The sequence below is a fragment of the Deinococcus taeanensis genome (genome assembly GCF_020229735.1).
Lineage (GTDB): Bacteria > Deinococcota > Deinococci > Deinococcales > Deinococcaceae > Deinococcus > Deinococcus taeanensis.
Genome location: NZ_CP083456.1, coordinates 307,699 through 322,203, shown reverse-complemented (window position 1 = coordinate 322,203; position 14,505 = coordinate 307,699). Strand labels below are relative to the sequence as shown.

15 protein-coding genes and 1 pseudogene are annotated in these 14,505 nt (G+C 67.8%); 5 read left to right on the top strand and 11 right to left on the bottom strand.

The features are described from left to right. Positions 1–85: 85 nt before the first annotated feature. A pseudogene (locus tag LAJ19_RS15170) lies at positions 86–1,467 on the bottom strand (MBL fold metallo-hydrolase). 326 nt (positions 1,468–1,793) lie between these two features. Here LAJ19_RS15170 and LAJ19_RS15165 point away from each other — a divergent pair. Then, positions 1,794–2,186: a methyltransferase family protein gene (locus LAJ19_RS15165; protein WP_225523350.1), complete on the top strand. Its 393-nt coding sequence runs from the start codon at positions 1,794–1,796 to the stop codon at positions 2,184–2,186. Positions 2,187–2,233: 47 nt separating this feature from the next. Here the strand turns inward: LAJ19_RS15165 and LAJ19_RS15160 are convergent, their stop codons facing one another. The 3 genes from LAJ19_RS15160 to LAJ19_RS15150 form a co-directional block, all read right to left on the bottom strand. Further along, entirely contained in the window at positions 2,234–3,109 is an 876-nt protein-coding gene (locus tag LAJ19_RS15160) for a LysR family transcriptional regulator (RefSeq protein ID WP_225523349.1), read from the bottom strand. Between the two features lie 109 nt (positions 3,110–3,218). Then, on the bottom strand, positions 3,219–3,953 hold the full coding sequence (locus tag LAJ19_RS15155; RefSeq protein WP_225523348.1) for an ArsB/NhaD family transporter: 735 nt from the start codon (positions 3,951–3,953) through the stop codon (positions 3,219–3,221). Positions 3,954–4,011: 58 nt separating this feature from the next. After that, a complete protein-coding gene (locus LAJ19_RS15150; protein ID WP_255639856.1) occupies positions 4,012–4,344 on the bottom strand; it encodes an SLC13 family permease in 333 nt (110 codons plus the stop codon). Between LAJ19_RS15150 and LAJ19_RS15145 the strand changes: the two genes are divergently transcribed. Then, positions 4,334–4,603: a hypothetical protein gene (locus tag LAJ19_RS15145; RefSeq protein ID WP_225523347.1), complete on the top strand. Its 270-nt coding sequence runs from the start codon at positions 4,334–4,336 to the stop codon at positions 4,601–4,603. The genes LAJ19_RS15150 and LAJ19_RS15145 overlap by 11 nt on opposite strands. 296 nt (positions 4,604–4,899) lie before the next feature. Here LAJ19_RS15145 and nhaA read toward each other — a convergent pair whose 3' ends face one another. Continuing rightward, positions 4,900–6,204, bottom strand: coding sequence for a Na+/H+ antiporter NhaA (gene nhaA / locus LAJ19_RS15140; RefSeq protein ID WP_225523346.1), 1,305 nt, complete (start codon positions 6,202–6,204; stop codon positions 4,900–4,902). A gap of 499 nt (positions 6,205–6,703) precedes the next feature. On the opposite strand from nhaA, the gene LAJ19_RS22115 reads away from it, so the two are divergent. Together LAJ19_RS22115 and LAJ19_RS15135 are read left to right on the top strand one after the other, a co-directional pair. Next, entirely contained in the window at positions 6,704–6,964 is a 261-nt protein-coding gene (locus LAJ19_RS22115; protein WP_432804248.1) for a helix-turn-helix domain-containing protein, read from the top strand. Positions 6,965–7,803: 839 nt separating this feature from the next. Further along, on the top strand, positions 7,804–8,001 hold the full coding sequence (locus LAJ19_RS15135) for a hypothetical protein (RefSeq protein WP_225523345.1): 198 nt from the start codon (positions 7,804–7,806) through the stop codon (positions 7,999–8,001). 155 nt (positions 8,002–8,156) lie between these two features. Here LAJ19_RS15135 and LAJ19_RS15130 read toward each other — a convergent pair whose 3' ends face one another. The 3 genes from LAJ19_RS15130 to LAJ19_RS15120 all read right to left on the bottom strand — a co-directional run bounded on the left by LAJ19_RS15130 (position 8,157) and on the right by LAJ19_RS15120 (position 10,808). Beyond that, positions 8,157–8,354 (bottom strand): hypothetical protein, encoded by a 198-nt coding sequence (locus tag LAJ19_RS15130; RefSeq protein WP_225523344.1) that lies wholly within the window; start codon positions 8,352–8,354, stop codon positions 8,157–8,159. Positions 8,355–8,523: 169 nt separating this feature from the next. Continuing rightward, on the bottom strand, positions 8,524–10,245 hold the full coding sequence (locus LAJ19_RS15125) for an ATP-binding protein (RefSeq protein WP_225523343.1): 1,722 nt from the start codon (positions 10,243–10,245) through the stop codon (positions 8,524–8,526). Then, positions 10,242–10,808: an NB-ARC domain-containing protein gene (locus tag LAJ19_RS15120; RefSeq protein ID WP_225523342.1), complete on the bottom strand. Its 567-nt coding sequence runs from the start codon at positions 10,806–10,808 to the stop codon at positions 10,242–10,244. The genes LAJ19_RS15125 and LAJ19_RS15120 overlap by 4 nt, the downstream gene beginning before the upstream one ends. 901 nt (positions 10,809–11,709) lie before the next feature. Between LAJ19_RS15120 and LAJ19_RS15115 the strand changes: the two genes are divergently transcribed. Beyond that, positions 11,710–12,261 carry a hypothetical protein gene (locus LAJ19_RS15115; protein WP_225523341.1) on the top strand — a complete coding sequence of 184 codons (552 nt, stop codon included), beginning with the start codon at positions 11,710–11,712 and terminating at the stop codon, positions 12,259–12,261. A gap of 36 nt (positions 12,262–12,297) precedes the next feature. Here LAJ19_RS15115 and LAJ19_RS15110 read toward each other — a convergent pair whose 3' ends face one another. The 3 genes from LAJ19_RS15110 to LAJ19_RS15100 form a co-directional block, all read right to left on the bottom strand. Next, entirely contained in the window at positions 12,298–12,687 is a 390-nt protein-coding gene (locus tag LAJ19_RS15110; RefSeq protein ID WP_225523340.1) for an IS1 family transposase, read from the bottom strand. Positions 12,688–12,710: 23 nt separating this feature from the next. Then, positions 12,711–13,040, bottom strand: a complete 330-nt coding sequence (locus LAJ19_RS15105; RefSeq protein WP_225523339.1) for an IS1/IS1595 family N-terminal zinc-binding domain-containing protein — start codon at positions 13,038–13,040, stop codon at positions 12,711–12,713. 171 nt (positions 13,041–13,211) lie between these two features. Further along, positions 13,212–14,321: a threonine aldolase family protein gene (locus LAJ19_RS15100; RefSeq protein WP_225523338.1), complete on the bottom strand. Its 1,110-nt coding sequence runs from the start codon at positions 14,319–14,321 to the stop codon at positions 13,212–13,214. Positions 14,322–14,505: the final 184 nt, after the last annotated feature.

Here is a 14,505-nt window from a genome sequence, read left to right as displayed (position 1 = left end):
GTCACAGGTGGGCGGGCGTGGTCTGGCTCCTGACGGGGTGGAACGCGCGCCTGGTGAGGACGTCACGCTCCACAGCTGGGGGTGCTCAGGCGCCGGTCTTCTGCCTGGCGACGGAGGCGTAGCCTCCGTCCAGGTCGGTGATGTTGTCGAAGCCTTCTGCACGCAGGACACTCACGGCGGCGGCGCTGCGAGCCCCGCCCTGGCAGTGCACGACCACGGGCTGGTCACGCGGGATCTGGTCCAGGTTCTGGGTGAGGCGGCCGGCATGCAGCTGCACGGCGCCGGGCACGTGCCCCGCGTCGTATTCACTGCGGGCGCGGACGTCGAGCACGAACGTCTGGCTCAGGTCGCCCAGTTCGCTGACGGGTGTGGCTTCCTGCGGCTGGAGGGTCAGGCCTTCGAAGCTGCCGGTGTACCCGTTGACGCGGTCGATGCCGGTCATCCACAGGCCGTGACGCAGCTGCTCGGCTTCCTGGGGGGTGCGGGCGAACAGGACGTACTCCTTTTCCGGGTCAAGGAGCCAGCCGGCCCAGGTTTCGAAGGTCTTGCCGACGGGCAGGTGCAGGCTGCCGGGCACGGCGCCCTGCTGGTACTGGGCGCGGGGCCGGGTGTCGATCAGGCGGACGCCGCGTTGCAAGGCGTTGCGCAGGTCATGGGTGGACAGGGCCTGGAGTGGCTGAACGTCACCCAGCAGCGCAGGGCCGGCTTTGTTCTGCCGTTTCATGCGCCCGTAGTACGAAGGGGCGTCCGGCTGGCCTTCGAGCAGGGCGGTGGTAAAGGCCTCGACGTTGTTGTCGGCGAGGTGGTCAGCCCACCAGGCGAACTGGCGTTCATAGCCGACGGTGGTGCTTTCCACGGCGCCGAGGGCTTTGCCGCAGGCGCTGCCACTCCCGTGGCCAGGCCAGACCTGCACGTAGTCCGGCAGGGTCAGGAACTTCGTCTGGAGGCTGGTGAACAGCTGCTGCGCGCCGATGAAGCGGGTGTCCTGGCCTCCAGCGGCTTCGTCGAGGAGATCCGGGCGGCCCAGGTCACCGACGAACACGAAGTCACCGGTGAGGAAGATCACGGGTTCCGGGGTGCGGGCGCCGTCGGTGACGAGGAAGCTGAGGTGCTCGGGGGTATGGCCGGGGTATGGACGGCTTTCAGGATGATGTTGCCGAGCCGAATCTCCTGGCCGTCGCGGAGGCCTTCGTGAGGGAAGGCGTACTGCCAGTCGGGGCCGCCTTCGTCGCTGAGGTACAGCGTGGCGCCGGTGCGTTCGGCGAGTTCGCGGCTGCCGGACAGGTAGTCGGCGTGGATGTGCGTTTCGGTAACGGCGATGATCTTGAGGCCTTCCTGGGAGGCGACGTCGAGATACCGCTGGACGTCTCGGACCGGGTCGATCACGATGGCGGTGCTGTTCTGCTGGCAACCGATGACGTAGGACGCTTGGGCCAGGTCGGTGTCGTACAGGCGTTTGAAAAACATTTGTTCCTCCGGTGAGTGGGATTCCGCTTGGAATGCCCTGCTGATGACCGGACTGTATACCCCTCGGGGGTATAGGTCAATCGCTTTTGGAAGGTCATCGGAACGCCTGATATGACGCATCAGCAGGGGTGATACGACCTGGGGCTGGAGGGCTAAAATCACCGCAGACAGTTCTCAAACCCCCTCAAAAGGCCGGATGTTGTCCTTACCGCTCACCCTGTTTCGCCGAGCCACGTTCCCGTCGGCAGACGCCTCCGGACCCCGTCCATGGCTTTCCCGTGGGGGAAGGGTCCGTCGCTGTTCAGGCCCTGCTTCTGCTTGCCATCGTGCTCCTGCCGGTCCTGGAAGGGCGCCACTCCTCGAAGGCCGGGAGAGCGGTGGGCCTGCCCCTGCGGCTCACCGGCACCGGACTCACCGTCTGGGCGGCTCGCTCCCTCGGGCGCAACCTCACGCCTCTACCCGAACCGCTTCCACATGCCACGCTCGTTGAAGCGGGGGCGTACCGATTTGCGCGGCACCCCATCTATGGCGGTCTGCTGCTAATGGCCCTCGGGTGGTCCGCTGACCGATCCAGCCGGCGTGCGCTTCTCCTCACAGGAGCGCTGGGCGCCCTGTTCGAAGCCAAAGCGCAGCGCGAAGAACGCCGCATCAGCGCTCGTTTCCCGGCATACGGCGCTTACCAGAAGCGGGTACAAAAGTTCCTTCCTGGCGTCTACTGAGCGGGCGGGTGCCTGCCCAGTCTGTGCCGGCGGGCAGAATCTAACAGTCAGGTCAACGTACTCAGGACTTCAGCGACCGCAGTGGGCAGGAGGGCCTGGGGGGCCGACACCACGTGGTACCCGAGGGTCACTTCCGGCGCCTCCAGCCCCAGGCTGACCAGCAGGCCATGGTCCACCTCCGGGCCCACCAGACTCCGCGGCAGGATCGCGACCCCCAGCCCGGCGTGTAATGCGGCTTTAACGGCCAGAAACCCGCCCAGTTCGAGGACATGTCGGGGCATCACGCCTGCCCCATCGAGGAGTTTCGCGGCCCGCTTGCGCACGCCGGACTCGGGCATGGGTTGCAGCAACGTTTCACGCGCCAGAACGCCGGGCGTCACGTACCCTTCACTGGCCAGTGGGTGGCCCGGTGGAACGATCAGGCGGAGGTCCTCACTGGAGAACCGCCGCGCTTCCAGGCCTTCGGGCAGCGCCTGGCTGGCATCCACCGTGAGGGCGGCGTCAAGTTCTCCCGCGGCGACCCGGGCGATCAGGTGAGGGGTATGACCGGAATGCAGGCTGACGGTGGGCACGCCGCTCTGAAACTGGCCAGCCAGGGTGACGGCCCGGACCGAGAGGGTCCAGGAGGCGCCCAGGCGCACATGGGACCGGCGCCGGTCCCGGTGTTCACCGGCCAGGTCGGTCACACGTTTCATGCTGCGGGCGATGGCCTGGGCGTGGGGAAGCAGCTCCCGGCCTTCTGCGGTCAGAGCGATGCCACGGGCACGCCGGGTATACAGTGGCGCGCCGACGAGTTCAGCCAGGGAGCGCAGTTGTCCGCTCACAGCCGGCTGACTAAGGTGGAGGTATTCGGCCGCCTTGCTGACACTGCCGAACTCCGCCACCGCGTTGAAGGTGACCAGAAAGTCCGGGTTGATGCGCATCCTTGAACTGTAGCAAGCACGTCTACACCGCTGGAAGCGTGGCTCAAAATGTCCGCCAGCTGGCTCTGTGAGCCCATGAGTTCGGCGACGGTACTGAAGGGCCACCAGATCAAGAATGCGCATAGGGAAGGCTCCTCAGGTCGACAGCTGGAAGGCAAGGTAGAACAGGCCCAGGACCAGCGTCACGGTGACCAGCGCGACCGGCATGGGGTAGCGGCATGAACTGCCTGAAGCTGATGGGGTGGCCCTCACGGGCAGCGATGTCCGACACCACGATATTCGCCGAGGCGCCGATGAGAGTCAGGGTTCCGCGCAGGCAGGCCCCGAGCGAGAGGGCCCACCACAGCGGATCCATCTTCACACCCAACGTGGCTTGCAGCTCTTTGAGGACGCTGGCCATGCTGATGGTGAACGGAATGTTGTCCACGAAACCGCTGATAATGGCGCTGGCAAAGCCCACCAGGAGAATCCCCAGGCCAATGTCGCCACCGATCGCGCCCGTGAGGGCCGTGGCCACCTGTTCGCAGACGACCACATGCTCCAGCGCGCTCACCACGATGAACAGGCCCATGAAGAACAGCAGCGTCGCCCACTCGACCTTCTCGAAGAGTTCCACCGGGGACAGGTCAGCGATCAGCAGCAGGAAGGTGCTGGTGGTCAGCGCAATCAGGCCCGCTTCCAGCTCGATCGGGTGGCCCACCATGAACAGCCCGAGGGTGACGGCGAACATCTCCAGCGCCTGGCGCATCAGTTTCGGGTTCGTCTTGATGGGGCGGTCGTCAGACAGGATCTGCTGGAGGCGTTCACTGGCGCCGTCCGAGTTCAGTTCGCCGCGCCAGCGCATCAGGAGATGCATCAGGGCAATGCTGACGAGGGTGCCAGGGTGGCGCAGGGGGCGACGTTCACCAGGAACTCGCCGAATCCTTTGCCGGCGACAGTGCCGATGATGGTGGGGGGTCACCGACCATGGTGGCGGTGCCGCCCGTGTTGCTGGCCAGGATGACGGCAATCAGGTAGGGCATGGGCCGGAGGCCCAGCCGGGTGACGACGGTCACGACGACCGGCGCCATGAACAGCACGGTGGCGACGTTGTCTAGAAACGCACTGAAGGCGGCCGTCAGCAGACTGAAGATCCACAGCTCACGGACGGGTTCGCCCCGGGTGAGGAGCATGGCGCGCCGGGCCACGAGGTCGAAGAAGCCGCTGCGGCTCAGGATGTTGCCGATGTTCATCATGCCGAACAGCAGGGATGGTGGTGAAGTCGATGCTGCCCCAGGCCTGGTCGGGGGTCAGCAGGCCAACCACCATGACCGCGCAGGCGCCGAGGAGGGCCGCAACCGTGCGGTGGACGTACTTCTCAAGCAGGATCATGGCGTACGTGAGGACGAACAGGGCAATGGCAAGCACGGTGAGGGTGGTGTCACTCAGGTGCAGGCCGAGCGTCTCAGACAGGGTGGCGTGGGTGGGTTCGGTCATGGTTTATCCGGTGGGTAGAGGCTGGAGGTGAACGATAAGCAGCACGATCAGATCGGTCACGATCAGCGCGCCAACAAACGTCGCGAGGAACAGCGGCAGGTCGCGCTCGGACAGGCGACTGGCCTCCTGGGAAAATGGCGAAGGAGGAGTCTGCTAACAGACTCCTCCAGTTCGGCGTATGGTCGCCGGTACCCGTCATGACGACAGGATTGTGGGTTCAGTGTATAAGGTCAGAGCGCAACGCATGGCCAGTGATGCGGGCCGGTGGATCCAGGTTTCACCAAGGACCTGGGCGCCGGAGGGCGGGGTTCTCGTTACACGGTCGCGTCCGGCCCATCGTGTGGACCAACGCCAGCCCGCGCGGCGGCACCTGTGGTCCGGCTGCCCAGCATCAGCCACGCGGCCCCCAGCGTGGCCGCCAGGACGGACGCCAGGAGAACGCCCAGTTTCGCCTGCGTGAGCAGGGCGGCGTCCTCAAACGCCAGATTGGAAACGAACAAGCTCATCGTGAACCCGATGCCCGCCAGCAGCCCGGCGCCCACCATATGCATCCAGGTCACGCGGCGGGGGAGCGAGGCCACCCCGGCGCGAACGGCGAGCCAAGCGCCGCCCACCACGCCCAGGGGCTTGCCGACCAGCAGGCCCAGGATGACCCCGAGCGAGACCGCGCCGAGGCCTCCGCTGGTCACGGTGACCCCCGCGTTCACCAGGGCAAACACCGGCAGCACCAGGAACGTGACGAACGGATGCAGCGCATGTTCCAGTCGGTGCAGCGGGCTTTGCGCACGTTCGAGCAGGTCTTCGAGATCCCGCAGCCGTGCGCCGACCACCTCGCCGCGTCCGGGCCGGGCGGCGTTCGTCAGGGCCGCCAGGTAACCGGCGGGGTTGGGCTTGCGGATGGGCACTGCGAAGGCGAGCAGCACACCGGCGATGGTGGCGTGCAGCCCAGACTTCAAGACGAAGAACCACAGCAAGACACCCAGCGCGGCGTACAGCTTCAGGCTGAAGGCCCCGCGCCAGCCGGCATACAGCGCCGCGCCCCAGGTGAGGGCCGCCAGAGCCAGGAAGGTCAGGTCGAGGCTGGAGGTGTAGAACAGGGCGATCACAATCACTGCCCCGAGATCGTCGACGATCGCGAGCGCCGTCAGGAAGACTTTGAGGCCCAGGGGAATCCGGGAGCCGAGCAGGGCCAGGACACCCAGGGCAAAGGCAATGTCGGTGGCCATGGGAACGCCCCACCCGGAGATCCCAGGTCCGCCGGCGTTCAGCGCCAGGAACAGGGCGGCAGGAACGAGCATGCCGCCCAGTGCCGCCGCGACCGCAAGCGCCACACGGCGGCGGGAGGACAGTTCACCGATCAGGACCTCCCGCTTGATTTCCAAGCCCACCAGGAGAAAAAACACGGCCATGAGGCCGTCGTTGACCCAGTGCTCGATGGAGAGGTCCAGGCTGGCGTTACCCAGGGACAGGGCCAGGTGCGTGTGCTGGGCGGTCGTGTAGGTCTCACGCCAGGGGGAGTTGGCCCAGAGAAAGGCGATTAGGGCCGTGCACACCAGCAGCAGGCCGGCGAAGGACTCACTGTGGGTAAAACGAGCGAAGGGGGACTGCGGTGCAGACATCGAACCTCCAGAAATAAAAACGGAGTCCGCACGCGCGGACTCCACCAGGTCAACGTATGGCCGTTGGGACCAGCCGCAGGGCGGCTTGCTTCCCGCACAGCGTACCATCCGTCTACGGCAGCGCGCGCCCTGATCTGCCTTAATCCACGGCCTGCGCGCTCCAATCCTTGTGCTTTAGCACAAACCTTGAGTCTCGCCGGAGCAATGAAAAAACCCCCAACGTGGTCGCTGGAGGCGGGAGCATCGGGCTTCACCCGGCCGGGACACTGTTGGAACTGGTTTGTGGAAGGAGTCTGGCCCTCAGCTTCCTGAGCCGGGCCTTGAAGTCGCTTCATGGGAACGGCGGTAGACCACGTTGATGACGCCAGGGAGCTGGGGTGAAGTTCTGGCTGTCTGGGCCTGGACCTTGCCGTGGGGCTCATGGACGTGAGACGCTGGTCCGCTGCTGTACAGGGCGCACCGTGCCCGCATGACAGGCTGCAGGCAAGCGTGAAGCGCGATGAGGGCCAGAGGGCTCGGCACCAGCCGCTCGAAGCGCCGCTCCGACGCCGCCAGACCCCTGGCGTCTGCCACTCGCGCCCGGATCATCCTGCTCAGTGCAGCCCACCCGGCGCTCACGATGAGCGAGATCGGTGAGAAGGTAGAGCTGTGTGACGACACCGTCAGTGTCTGGCGACGACGCTTCATTCAGCACGGGGGCCAGTATGGCCCCGCAGAACCTCCAAACCCACGGCATGCTGCTGCCGAGAGAGAGACATGAGTGGTTCCTTTTCAAAGGAGAGCGAGGATGAACCTACCGCGCCGACGCCAGACCCGGGGTCCAAGCGCTTAAGAAATAAATATCCGCCCGTTGCCGCTCAAGCCACAATGCTTTCTTGCGTCCAAGACGACTTTTACGTGCCCGATGAGTACGTCTTGAGGGACAGTAGAAGAACGTCTGTGAGACCTCGTGGGTGGACCGTTCCTGTGGTCAGGCGCCACCACGAGCCGCCCTGGCGCTCGGGGACCTCCCTTCTGGCCGAGTTCGATGCTGGACGCCCGCTCCGCAAGACTTGCCCTCCGCTCTGCACGCGCCTTCGCGCTCACCTGATCCGCCCGGGTCTGCTGCACGCCCACCCAGGTGCACCACCCGTTCCGGGCAATCAGTAACCAGCGGCCCTGGTCCCACGGGCAGGCCACGGCGACGCCTGATTCCGCCCCGAACTCCCGTCCCGCAACGCACCGAGGGCGCCGGCCACCGAACGCTCATGTCGCAGGTCCCGGACGCCCGCAGGGTCAGCGGCCCTTCACCCATCACCGCTGGCAGTAACGCCAGTCCTTGACGGTCCACCAGATCGTGAGCGTGCGCCGGCCCGTCCCCAGCGTCCGCTGGGGACGGGCCGGCGCGGCAGGGAGGGCCGCACCCACGGCGGCGCGACAGCCGGAGAGACCGGGTGTCGACGTGGACACGGGCCCGGTCACGCTGTGCCGGGTGTCCGCAAGGAGAGCCTGTGACGATACGCCCGTTCCCCCTCTGCATCATTTGTGAGCGCGCGCCTGGCAGAGTCAGCCTGTCCGGCGACCCCTACTGCCTGCGCACAAAGGCAGGTGGAGGCCGACATGATGACCGACGACCTGCGCCAGCAGGTGCTCGCCGACATGCAACCCGCGCCGACCAGGATTCTGACGGCCTGGGCGGCAAAGTGGCACGCAGCCGGCACCCTGACCACAGCCCGGGCGGTGGGCCTGGCCGAGCTGGCGCTGACGATCCTGTCGGAGGACCTGATTGCTCTCGCGGCTGTGCTGCGGGAGCCGTAAGCGGCCGCGTGAGCTCAGCGCCAGGAACGGCAGCGAGGCAAGCGGGCCGCTGAGGGGCAGCGGCGGCCAGGGCGCGGGGCCGGTCACCGACAGGCTCAAGTCGCTTCCAGCTCACACCGTGAGGGATCCCACCGGCAGACACACCGCTGAGCGGATCAGTGGCGGGCGGCCGGGAAGACCGGCAGGTGAAACAGGCGCCGCAGTTTCGTGACGGCGGCCCGCCACCACCTGGGGCTCTCACTGGCCTGCCCGTGTGCCGCTTCGCGCAGGGCGGCCTGGGTCGCGGCTTCCTGGCGGTAGCGGCTCAGCTTGTCGAGGCTTCCATTCATCATCGGGTCGAACTCGCTTCTCATGGCTCAGCTCCTTGCGCGGGTGGAACGGCACAGTCGTGGCGGCGGGCGGCCCTGGGGCCTGACGCGGCGCGGGCCTGGACCGACGCCTTACGTTAAGAGCCGGTCATGGTTCTCAGCACCGTCAGTCCTGGGGGGGCATCACCGGCGCACCTGGGTAAAACCTGGGGGGTCAGGGGGCGTCCGGCCTGAGCCCGGCCGCGGACGTCAGGCCGTGATCCAGGGCCCAGCGGGCCAGTTCCACCCGGTTGTGAACCTCGAGCTTGCCCAGCATGCTCGAGACGTGCTTGCTGACGGTGGTGGCGCTGATGTGCAGGCGCTGCGCGATCTTCTTGTCCGGGACGCCCTGCGCGAGCAGTTCAAGCACGTCCCGTTCCCGCCGGGTCAGCGGCGCCACGCGGTACGGGGAGGCGGGGGCCGCCAGCTGCGTGAGCAGGTCCTGAACCTCCGGGACAATGTCACCGAAGCTCATCGCTGCGCCCTGGGCACGCCAGTCCAGGTACGGCCCGCCCAGCGCCGCGCGCAGGGCGGCGTCCAGCCGCTGGGCGTGCGGCAGGAAACAGCTGTCCCAGGGCTCGCCGGTGCCGGCCCGCATGGCCTCGCTGCAGCCCACCAGCCGGCTGGCCAGCTCCAGCTGTCCGGCGTCCCGCGCGTGAAAGGCCAGGTGGGAGAGCAGGGTGTAGCGCAGCAGGGCGTTCGGCACCCGCAGCGTGTGCGCCCAGGCCGCCGCCATCCGCAGCAGCGCGACGTCCTTTTTGCCCTGCAGGTACGCTGACCAGCTCAGCAGGCCGCGGGCGAACGCCAGTCCCGGCTCACTGTTCAGTTCCAGGCTGAGCACCTCAGTCCGCTCGAAACAGCGTTCCGCGTCGGCCGGCTCTCCGAGCCGCAGGTAGGTCACGCCCATGTTGTTGGCCACGTCATTGAGCCGCTGGCGGTTGTTCGTGCCCTCGAAGATCGCCTGGACACGTCTGAACTGCGCCAGGGCGCGTTCATGGTCTCCGGCCTGGGAATGCACCGACGCGCTGATCAGCAGCACGTCGGCTTCCCCGGCTTCGTTCCCCAGCTGGCGGTAGAGTTCCCCCGCCTGCTCGAGGGCCCCCTGGGCCTGCTCCAGCTGCTGGAGGTGGCGGCTGGTCAGCCCCAGGGCACACAGCGCGTCCGCCAGCAGCGCCGGCTCCTCGCCCACGCCCGGCAGCGCGAGCACCTGACGCAGCCAGCCGTGATGCGTGAGCGTCGCGTCGCGGTCCCAGTACGCCCCAAGGGCGCGCACCAACCGGAGCGCGCGTGACGCCTGCTGCGTCTGAATCAGCCAGTGCAGCGCGGCGCTCAGGTTCGCGTCGTCGGCCCGCAGGCGCGCCAGCCACTCCTCGTCGTAACCCCGGGCGCAGCGCAGGAATTCCTCGGCCAGCGCCAGGTAATGGTCGGCGTGGCGGCCGCGCAGGACCCGCGCCTGAGGGTGCCCCTCAAGCATTTCGGCCGCGAAGTCCCGCACCGGAACGAGCAGGCGCCAGCGGGGCCCGGGCCCGTCCGCCGGCTGAACGAGGCTGTGATCCACCAGGCCGATCAGTGCCCGGCGGACCTGAGGCAGTGCGGTCACCGCTTCGAGGGCCGGCAGGGTGAAACTGCCGGCAAATGCGCCGCACGCCGCGAACACCGCCCGCTGCTCCGCCGTGAGCAGGTCTGCGCTCCAGCGGATGGCGCTGCGCAGCGAATGCCCATGATGGGGTCCGTCCCTTGGTCCGTCCGTCAGCACCTCAAGGGGCCGCTCCAGCCAGGCGAGCAGCCCTTCGGGCGCCACGACGCGCAGCTGCGCCGCGGCCAGTTCCAGGGCCAGCGGAACGCCCTCGAGCAGCTGGCAGATCCGCACCACGGCGCGCTCGTTGCCCGGCGTCAACTGAAAATATCGACCTTCCGGGCGCAGTCCACGAACAGCTGCGCCGCCGGCCCCACCGGACCCGATTCAAGCGGACCGGGAACAGGCAGGGGACCCAGCGGAAGTTCATGCTCGCCGCGGACATGCAGCGCGGCGCGGCTGGTCACCAGCAGCCGCAGCTGCGGCGCGCCGGCGGCGAGGGCGGCGACCTCCGACGCGGCCGGCGTGAGGTGTTCGAAATTGTCGAGCACCAGCAGCAGACTGCGGGACTCCAGGTGCGCGAGCAGGTCCGCGCACGCCTGGCTTGGCACGCGCAGGGCCTGAGCGATGGCGGGCACCACCTCCGACGGCGCGCGCACCTCCGCGAGGCTCACCCAGACGGCGCCGCCTTCAAAGTCCGGTCCCAGGCGGTAGGCGAGGTCCAGCGCCAGGCGGGTCTTTCCGATTCCGCCGGGCCCGCGCAGGGTCAGCAGCCGGATCCGGCGGTCGCTCAGCAGGCGGCTGGCGATCAGCAGCGTGTCTTCCCGCCCCACCAGAGTGTTCGGTCGCGGCGGAAGACGGCCCGGACCCCATGGGGCCGTCACGGCTCACCCGCCGCGGCCGTCCGGCCGCCGAACCTGCGCGGGCGGGCAGGCGCGCGGCGTGGCAAGGAGCGCAGGGTCGTTGAAGGCATGTCATCCTCGCTGCAGGGCACGAGTGGCCGGAGGCCGAAGGTGACCCCAGTGTGCCACGCCACGCGCCGCGACAGGGTGCGCCACCGGCACGTGGGCTGGTCAAGCGCGCACAGCCCGTCAGGCTGGCCGCGGGACGACCAGGGACCCGGAACACGCAGGCGCCAGGGCCCCCGGCGACACTGGCCGCGCCCGCGCCCAACGGCCCAGCGCCTGCTCGGAGACGGCCCAGCTATCGGCATGCCCGGCACGTCAATGCCGGCGTGGTCCACGCCGTCCGGGGCCCGGGATTCCTGACGCGCCACACGGCGCCTTTGCCCTGCCTGGAGTTTCGTGGGCGCACTGGCCCGGCGACCCTGACGTTCAGCGCGGCCAGGCGGGACGGCCTGACTTCGGTCAGGCCGTGGTCATCGGTGGTTTTAGCGCACAGGCTCTTGCTCAGATCGAGTCTGCACGGCCCACGCTGGTGGATGTTTCTGGGGCGACTTCTGGCGTGCTGTGCGGCGCAGGAGCACCGGAAAGCGCCACACTGCGCTTCTCCAGACGTGACGCCGCCAGGCAACGAAGAGGAGCCCCCGCCCTCCACGGCCACCCGGTGGGGGTCGGAGTCAAGGGAATGACGTGTTGCCTGACGGTCGCCTTCTCTTGTGCCTGCCTCAAAGCACTGGACATTCGCGTGCAGAGGAGTACGCTGAATGTTATCTCCGGGAGCATTGACCGTGACGGACGAACCTCGGGCGCCTGCCCGTCACGCGAGCCTATGGCGCAACCGACTGGAGTCTGCGACCTCGTGCTTGATGCACCAGGGGGACTGATGAGAAACCTGCTTCTTGCGGCCCTGACCTTCACCCTCGCCGCCTGTGGCCAGACCGACCTCGCGGCCCGGTCAAGGACGCCGGCCCTGACCGCCCAGGGGGTGCGCACCTCCAGCTCCATGAACAACCTGCAGATCTCGGGGACCGCGGTCTACGACCTGAGCGCGAGCACCTGCTCGGGCCCTCCTGGCGGCTACGAGGACTTCGTGAGCTACCCGGGGCTCGTTCTGAGCGGCAGCTTGCAAGGCTGCTTGTACACGAAGGTCGACACTCACAAGGAGACACCGAGCGGGGTCTACCTGGAAGAAGGGAGGGAGGTCTTCGTCGGCAGCCTGAATGGCGGACCGATCGGCGTGTTCGCGACGACCTACACGTTCGAGAGTAAGTTCTCCATGGGCACGGAAGTCCGTGGACGGTGCCAGCACCCCTTGGTGGCAGGCAGCGGCACCGGGGGGTTCGCGGGGGCCACCGGGCGCCTCGACCTCAAGGACATTGTGGCTGACCCAAGCGACATTTACTACATCTACAGGGGTCACATCAGTCTTCGGTGACCGACTGGCTCGCTGTCCTTCCTTGGGATCATGGATTCAAGGGAATGACGCGTTGTACTGGTGGATAAAGAGCCAGACGACGGTTTCCAGGTGAGACTGACGCCGGCAAAACGACAGCGAACGGCCCACCAGATGGGCCACCCGGGCGCGCAAGGTGGCGTTCAAGCGCTCGATGGGTTGAGTGCCGCCGATGCGGTGGAGTCCACCGAAGACCACGCTCTTATCGGCCGCGAGGCGGTCCGTGTCACACACCGCGTCCAGGTACGGTGTTTCCAGACTGTGCCACAGCCCATACGCACCCAACGTGTCACGTGGCCCCAGGAAGCACCCGACGATCCGTCGGGTGTGCCGGTCCATGGCCAGCCAGATCCACAGCGGGCGTTGATGGTTGCTCACGAACGTGCATACCTCATCGCATTCCAGCACCCTTCCGGAGGGTGCTGGAATGCTCAGGCTTTTTTTGTCACGGAGTCCGAGCTGTCCAATTCGTGTGGCACGACGCGGGCAAGTGCTTTGAGGTGCAGGCGGAACCAGGAGCGCCTGACCCCTGTCACCCGGCAGATGCCCTTATGGGAGATCCGTTCGGTGAGTAACCGGTCGACCAGGGCGACCTGCTCACTCGAAATGCGGTGCCAGGTCGGGTTGAGCGTGAACTGGGAGCTACACGCCCGACACAAGTGGCGTAGCTTGCCGCTGTGGGCATGGCCGTTTTTGACGATGCGGACGGCGCCGCACTGCGGACACTCCAGACCGTTCATGCTGCATTTCACACCCGTCATGCTCAAAAATCCACGACCTCCCAGAGCATAGGGTTGACAGGCCTTGAATACCGCTCTATATTTAAGAAATCAAGGCGCCTCATCGGCGCCTTTTCCCTTGGTGCGAGGGCGCCGGCCGTGCCGTGCCGAAGGCGCCCTGCCGCTTCTAAGCGGGGCGGTCACCGGTGACCCTCAGGGACCTTCCGTCAGACGCGCTCCCCGGAGCAGCGCCCCGAACAGCTGCGCCACCTCGTCGTCGGTGAAGTCCTCCGCGGCGTCACCCACCTGCACCTCCGCCACGCTGATCCCCGGCACGGCCGTGGGACGGACGTCGTTGACGAGCCACACGCCCCGGTCGGCGGCCAGGCCACGCGCCGCGTCCCAGAGCGGCTCCGGATCCCCGTCCATCAGCACCTGAAACCCGCTGGTGTGAGGCACACCCGGCCGGACGCGCAGGCCCTCCACCTCCGCGAGCCGGGCGGCCATGGCGCGCGCCCTCGCCACGTACGACGCGACGCGCGGCAGGTGCCGGTCCAGGCCGTCGAGGGCAGACACCACCAGCGGAAAGGACCGGTACATCACGCTGCCGTGCCGCGCCAGCCAGGGGCGCGCCTCGTCGATGAAGTCCTGCTCCCCGGCCAGCACGCAGCCGCCCAGGCCGCCCACGTCCTTGTACAGCGAGACGTACACCGAGTCGGCCAGGGCCGCGATCTCGGTCAGGTCGCGCCCGTACCCCGGCGCGCTGCTCCACAGGCGCGCGCCGTCCAGGTGCACCGGCACGCCCCGCGCCCCGGCCCACGCGCGGAGATCGGCGAGCGCCGCCCACGGCGGCAGCTGAAAGGCGGCCCGGCGCAGGGGCAGCTCGATCACCAGCGCGCCGAGCCGTTCACGGACGGCGGTCAGATCAGCGCGGGTGAACGGCCCCTGGGGACTTCCCACGCGCAGCAGGGTCAGGTCGTGCAGGCGTTCGGCGGCGCCGTCCTCATCCAGATCAATGTGACTGAGCGGGTGCAGCGCGACCGCGCGCGTCAGGCGCCGGTCGGTATGAACGCGCAGGGCGGCCATCTGGGCCACGGTGCCTTTGGGCACAAACACCGCCGCGGGCTTGCCCAGCAGCGCCGCGACGCGCTCCTCGAGCAGCTGCACCGCTTCACCCTGGCCGTACTGGTCGATCTCCAGCGCCGAGTAGGGTGAGGTGGCCAGGCGTTCGAACCACGCGCGCGGCCCGAGCGGCCGGTGAAGGCTGAGCACCCGGGTGCAGGCGGCGCGCAGTTCGGCGTTCGACGCGGGCGTGGCAGGCATGGGGCATTCTTTCATGCCCCTTGAAGCGGCTGCGGTTAGACCGGCGCGCCACGGACAGGCGCCTGTCCCTGGCGAGGCAGTGGGCGGACGCTGCCCCCTGCCCCTCCCAGGCGCCAGCGTCCGTTTCCGTCCTGCCTGCACCCTGCCGGCCCGGTCCTGCTGAGGGTGGTGGCTTGACAGGCAC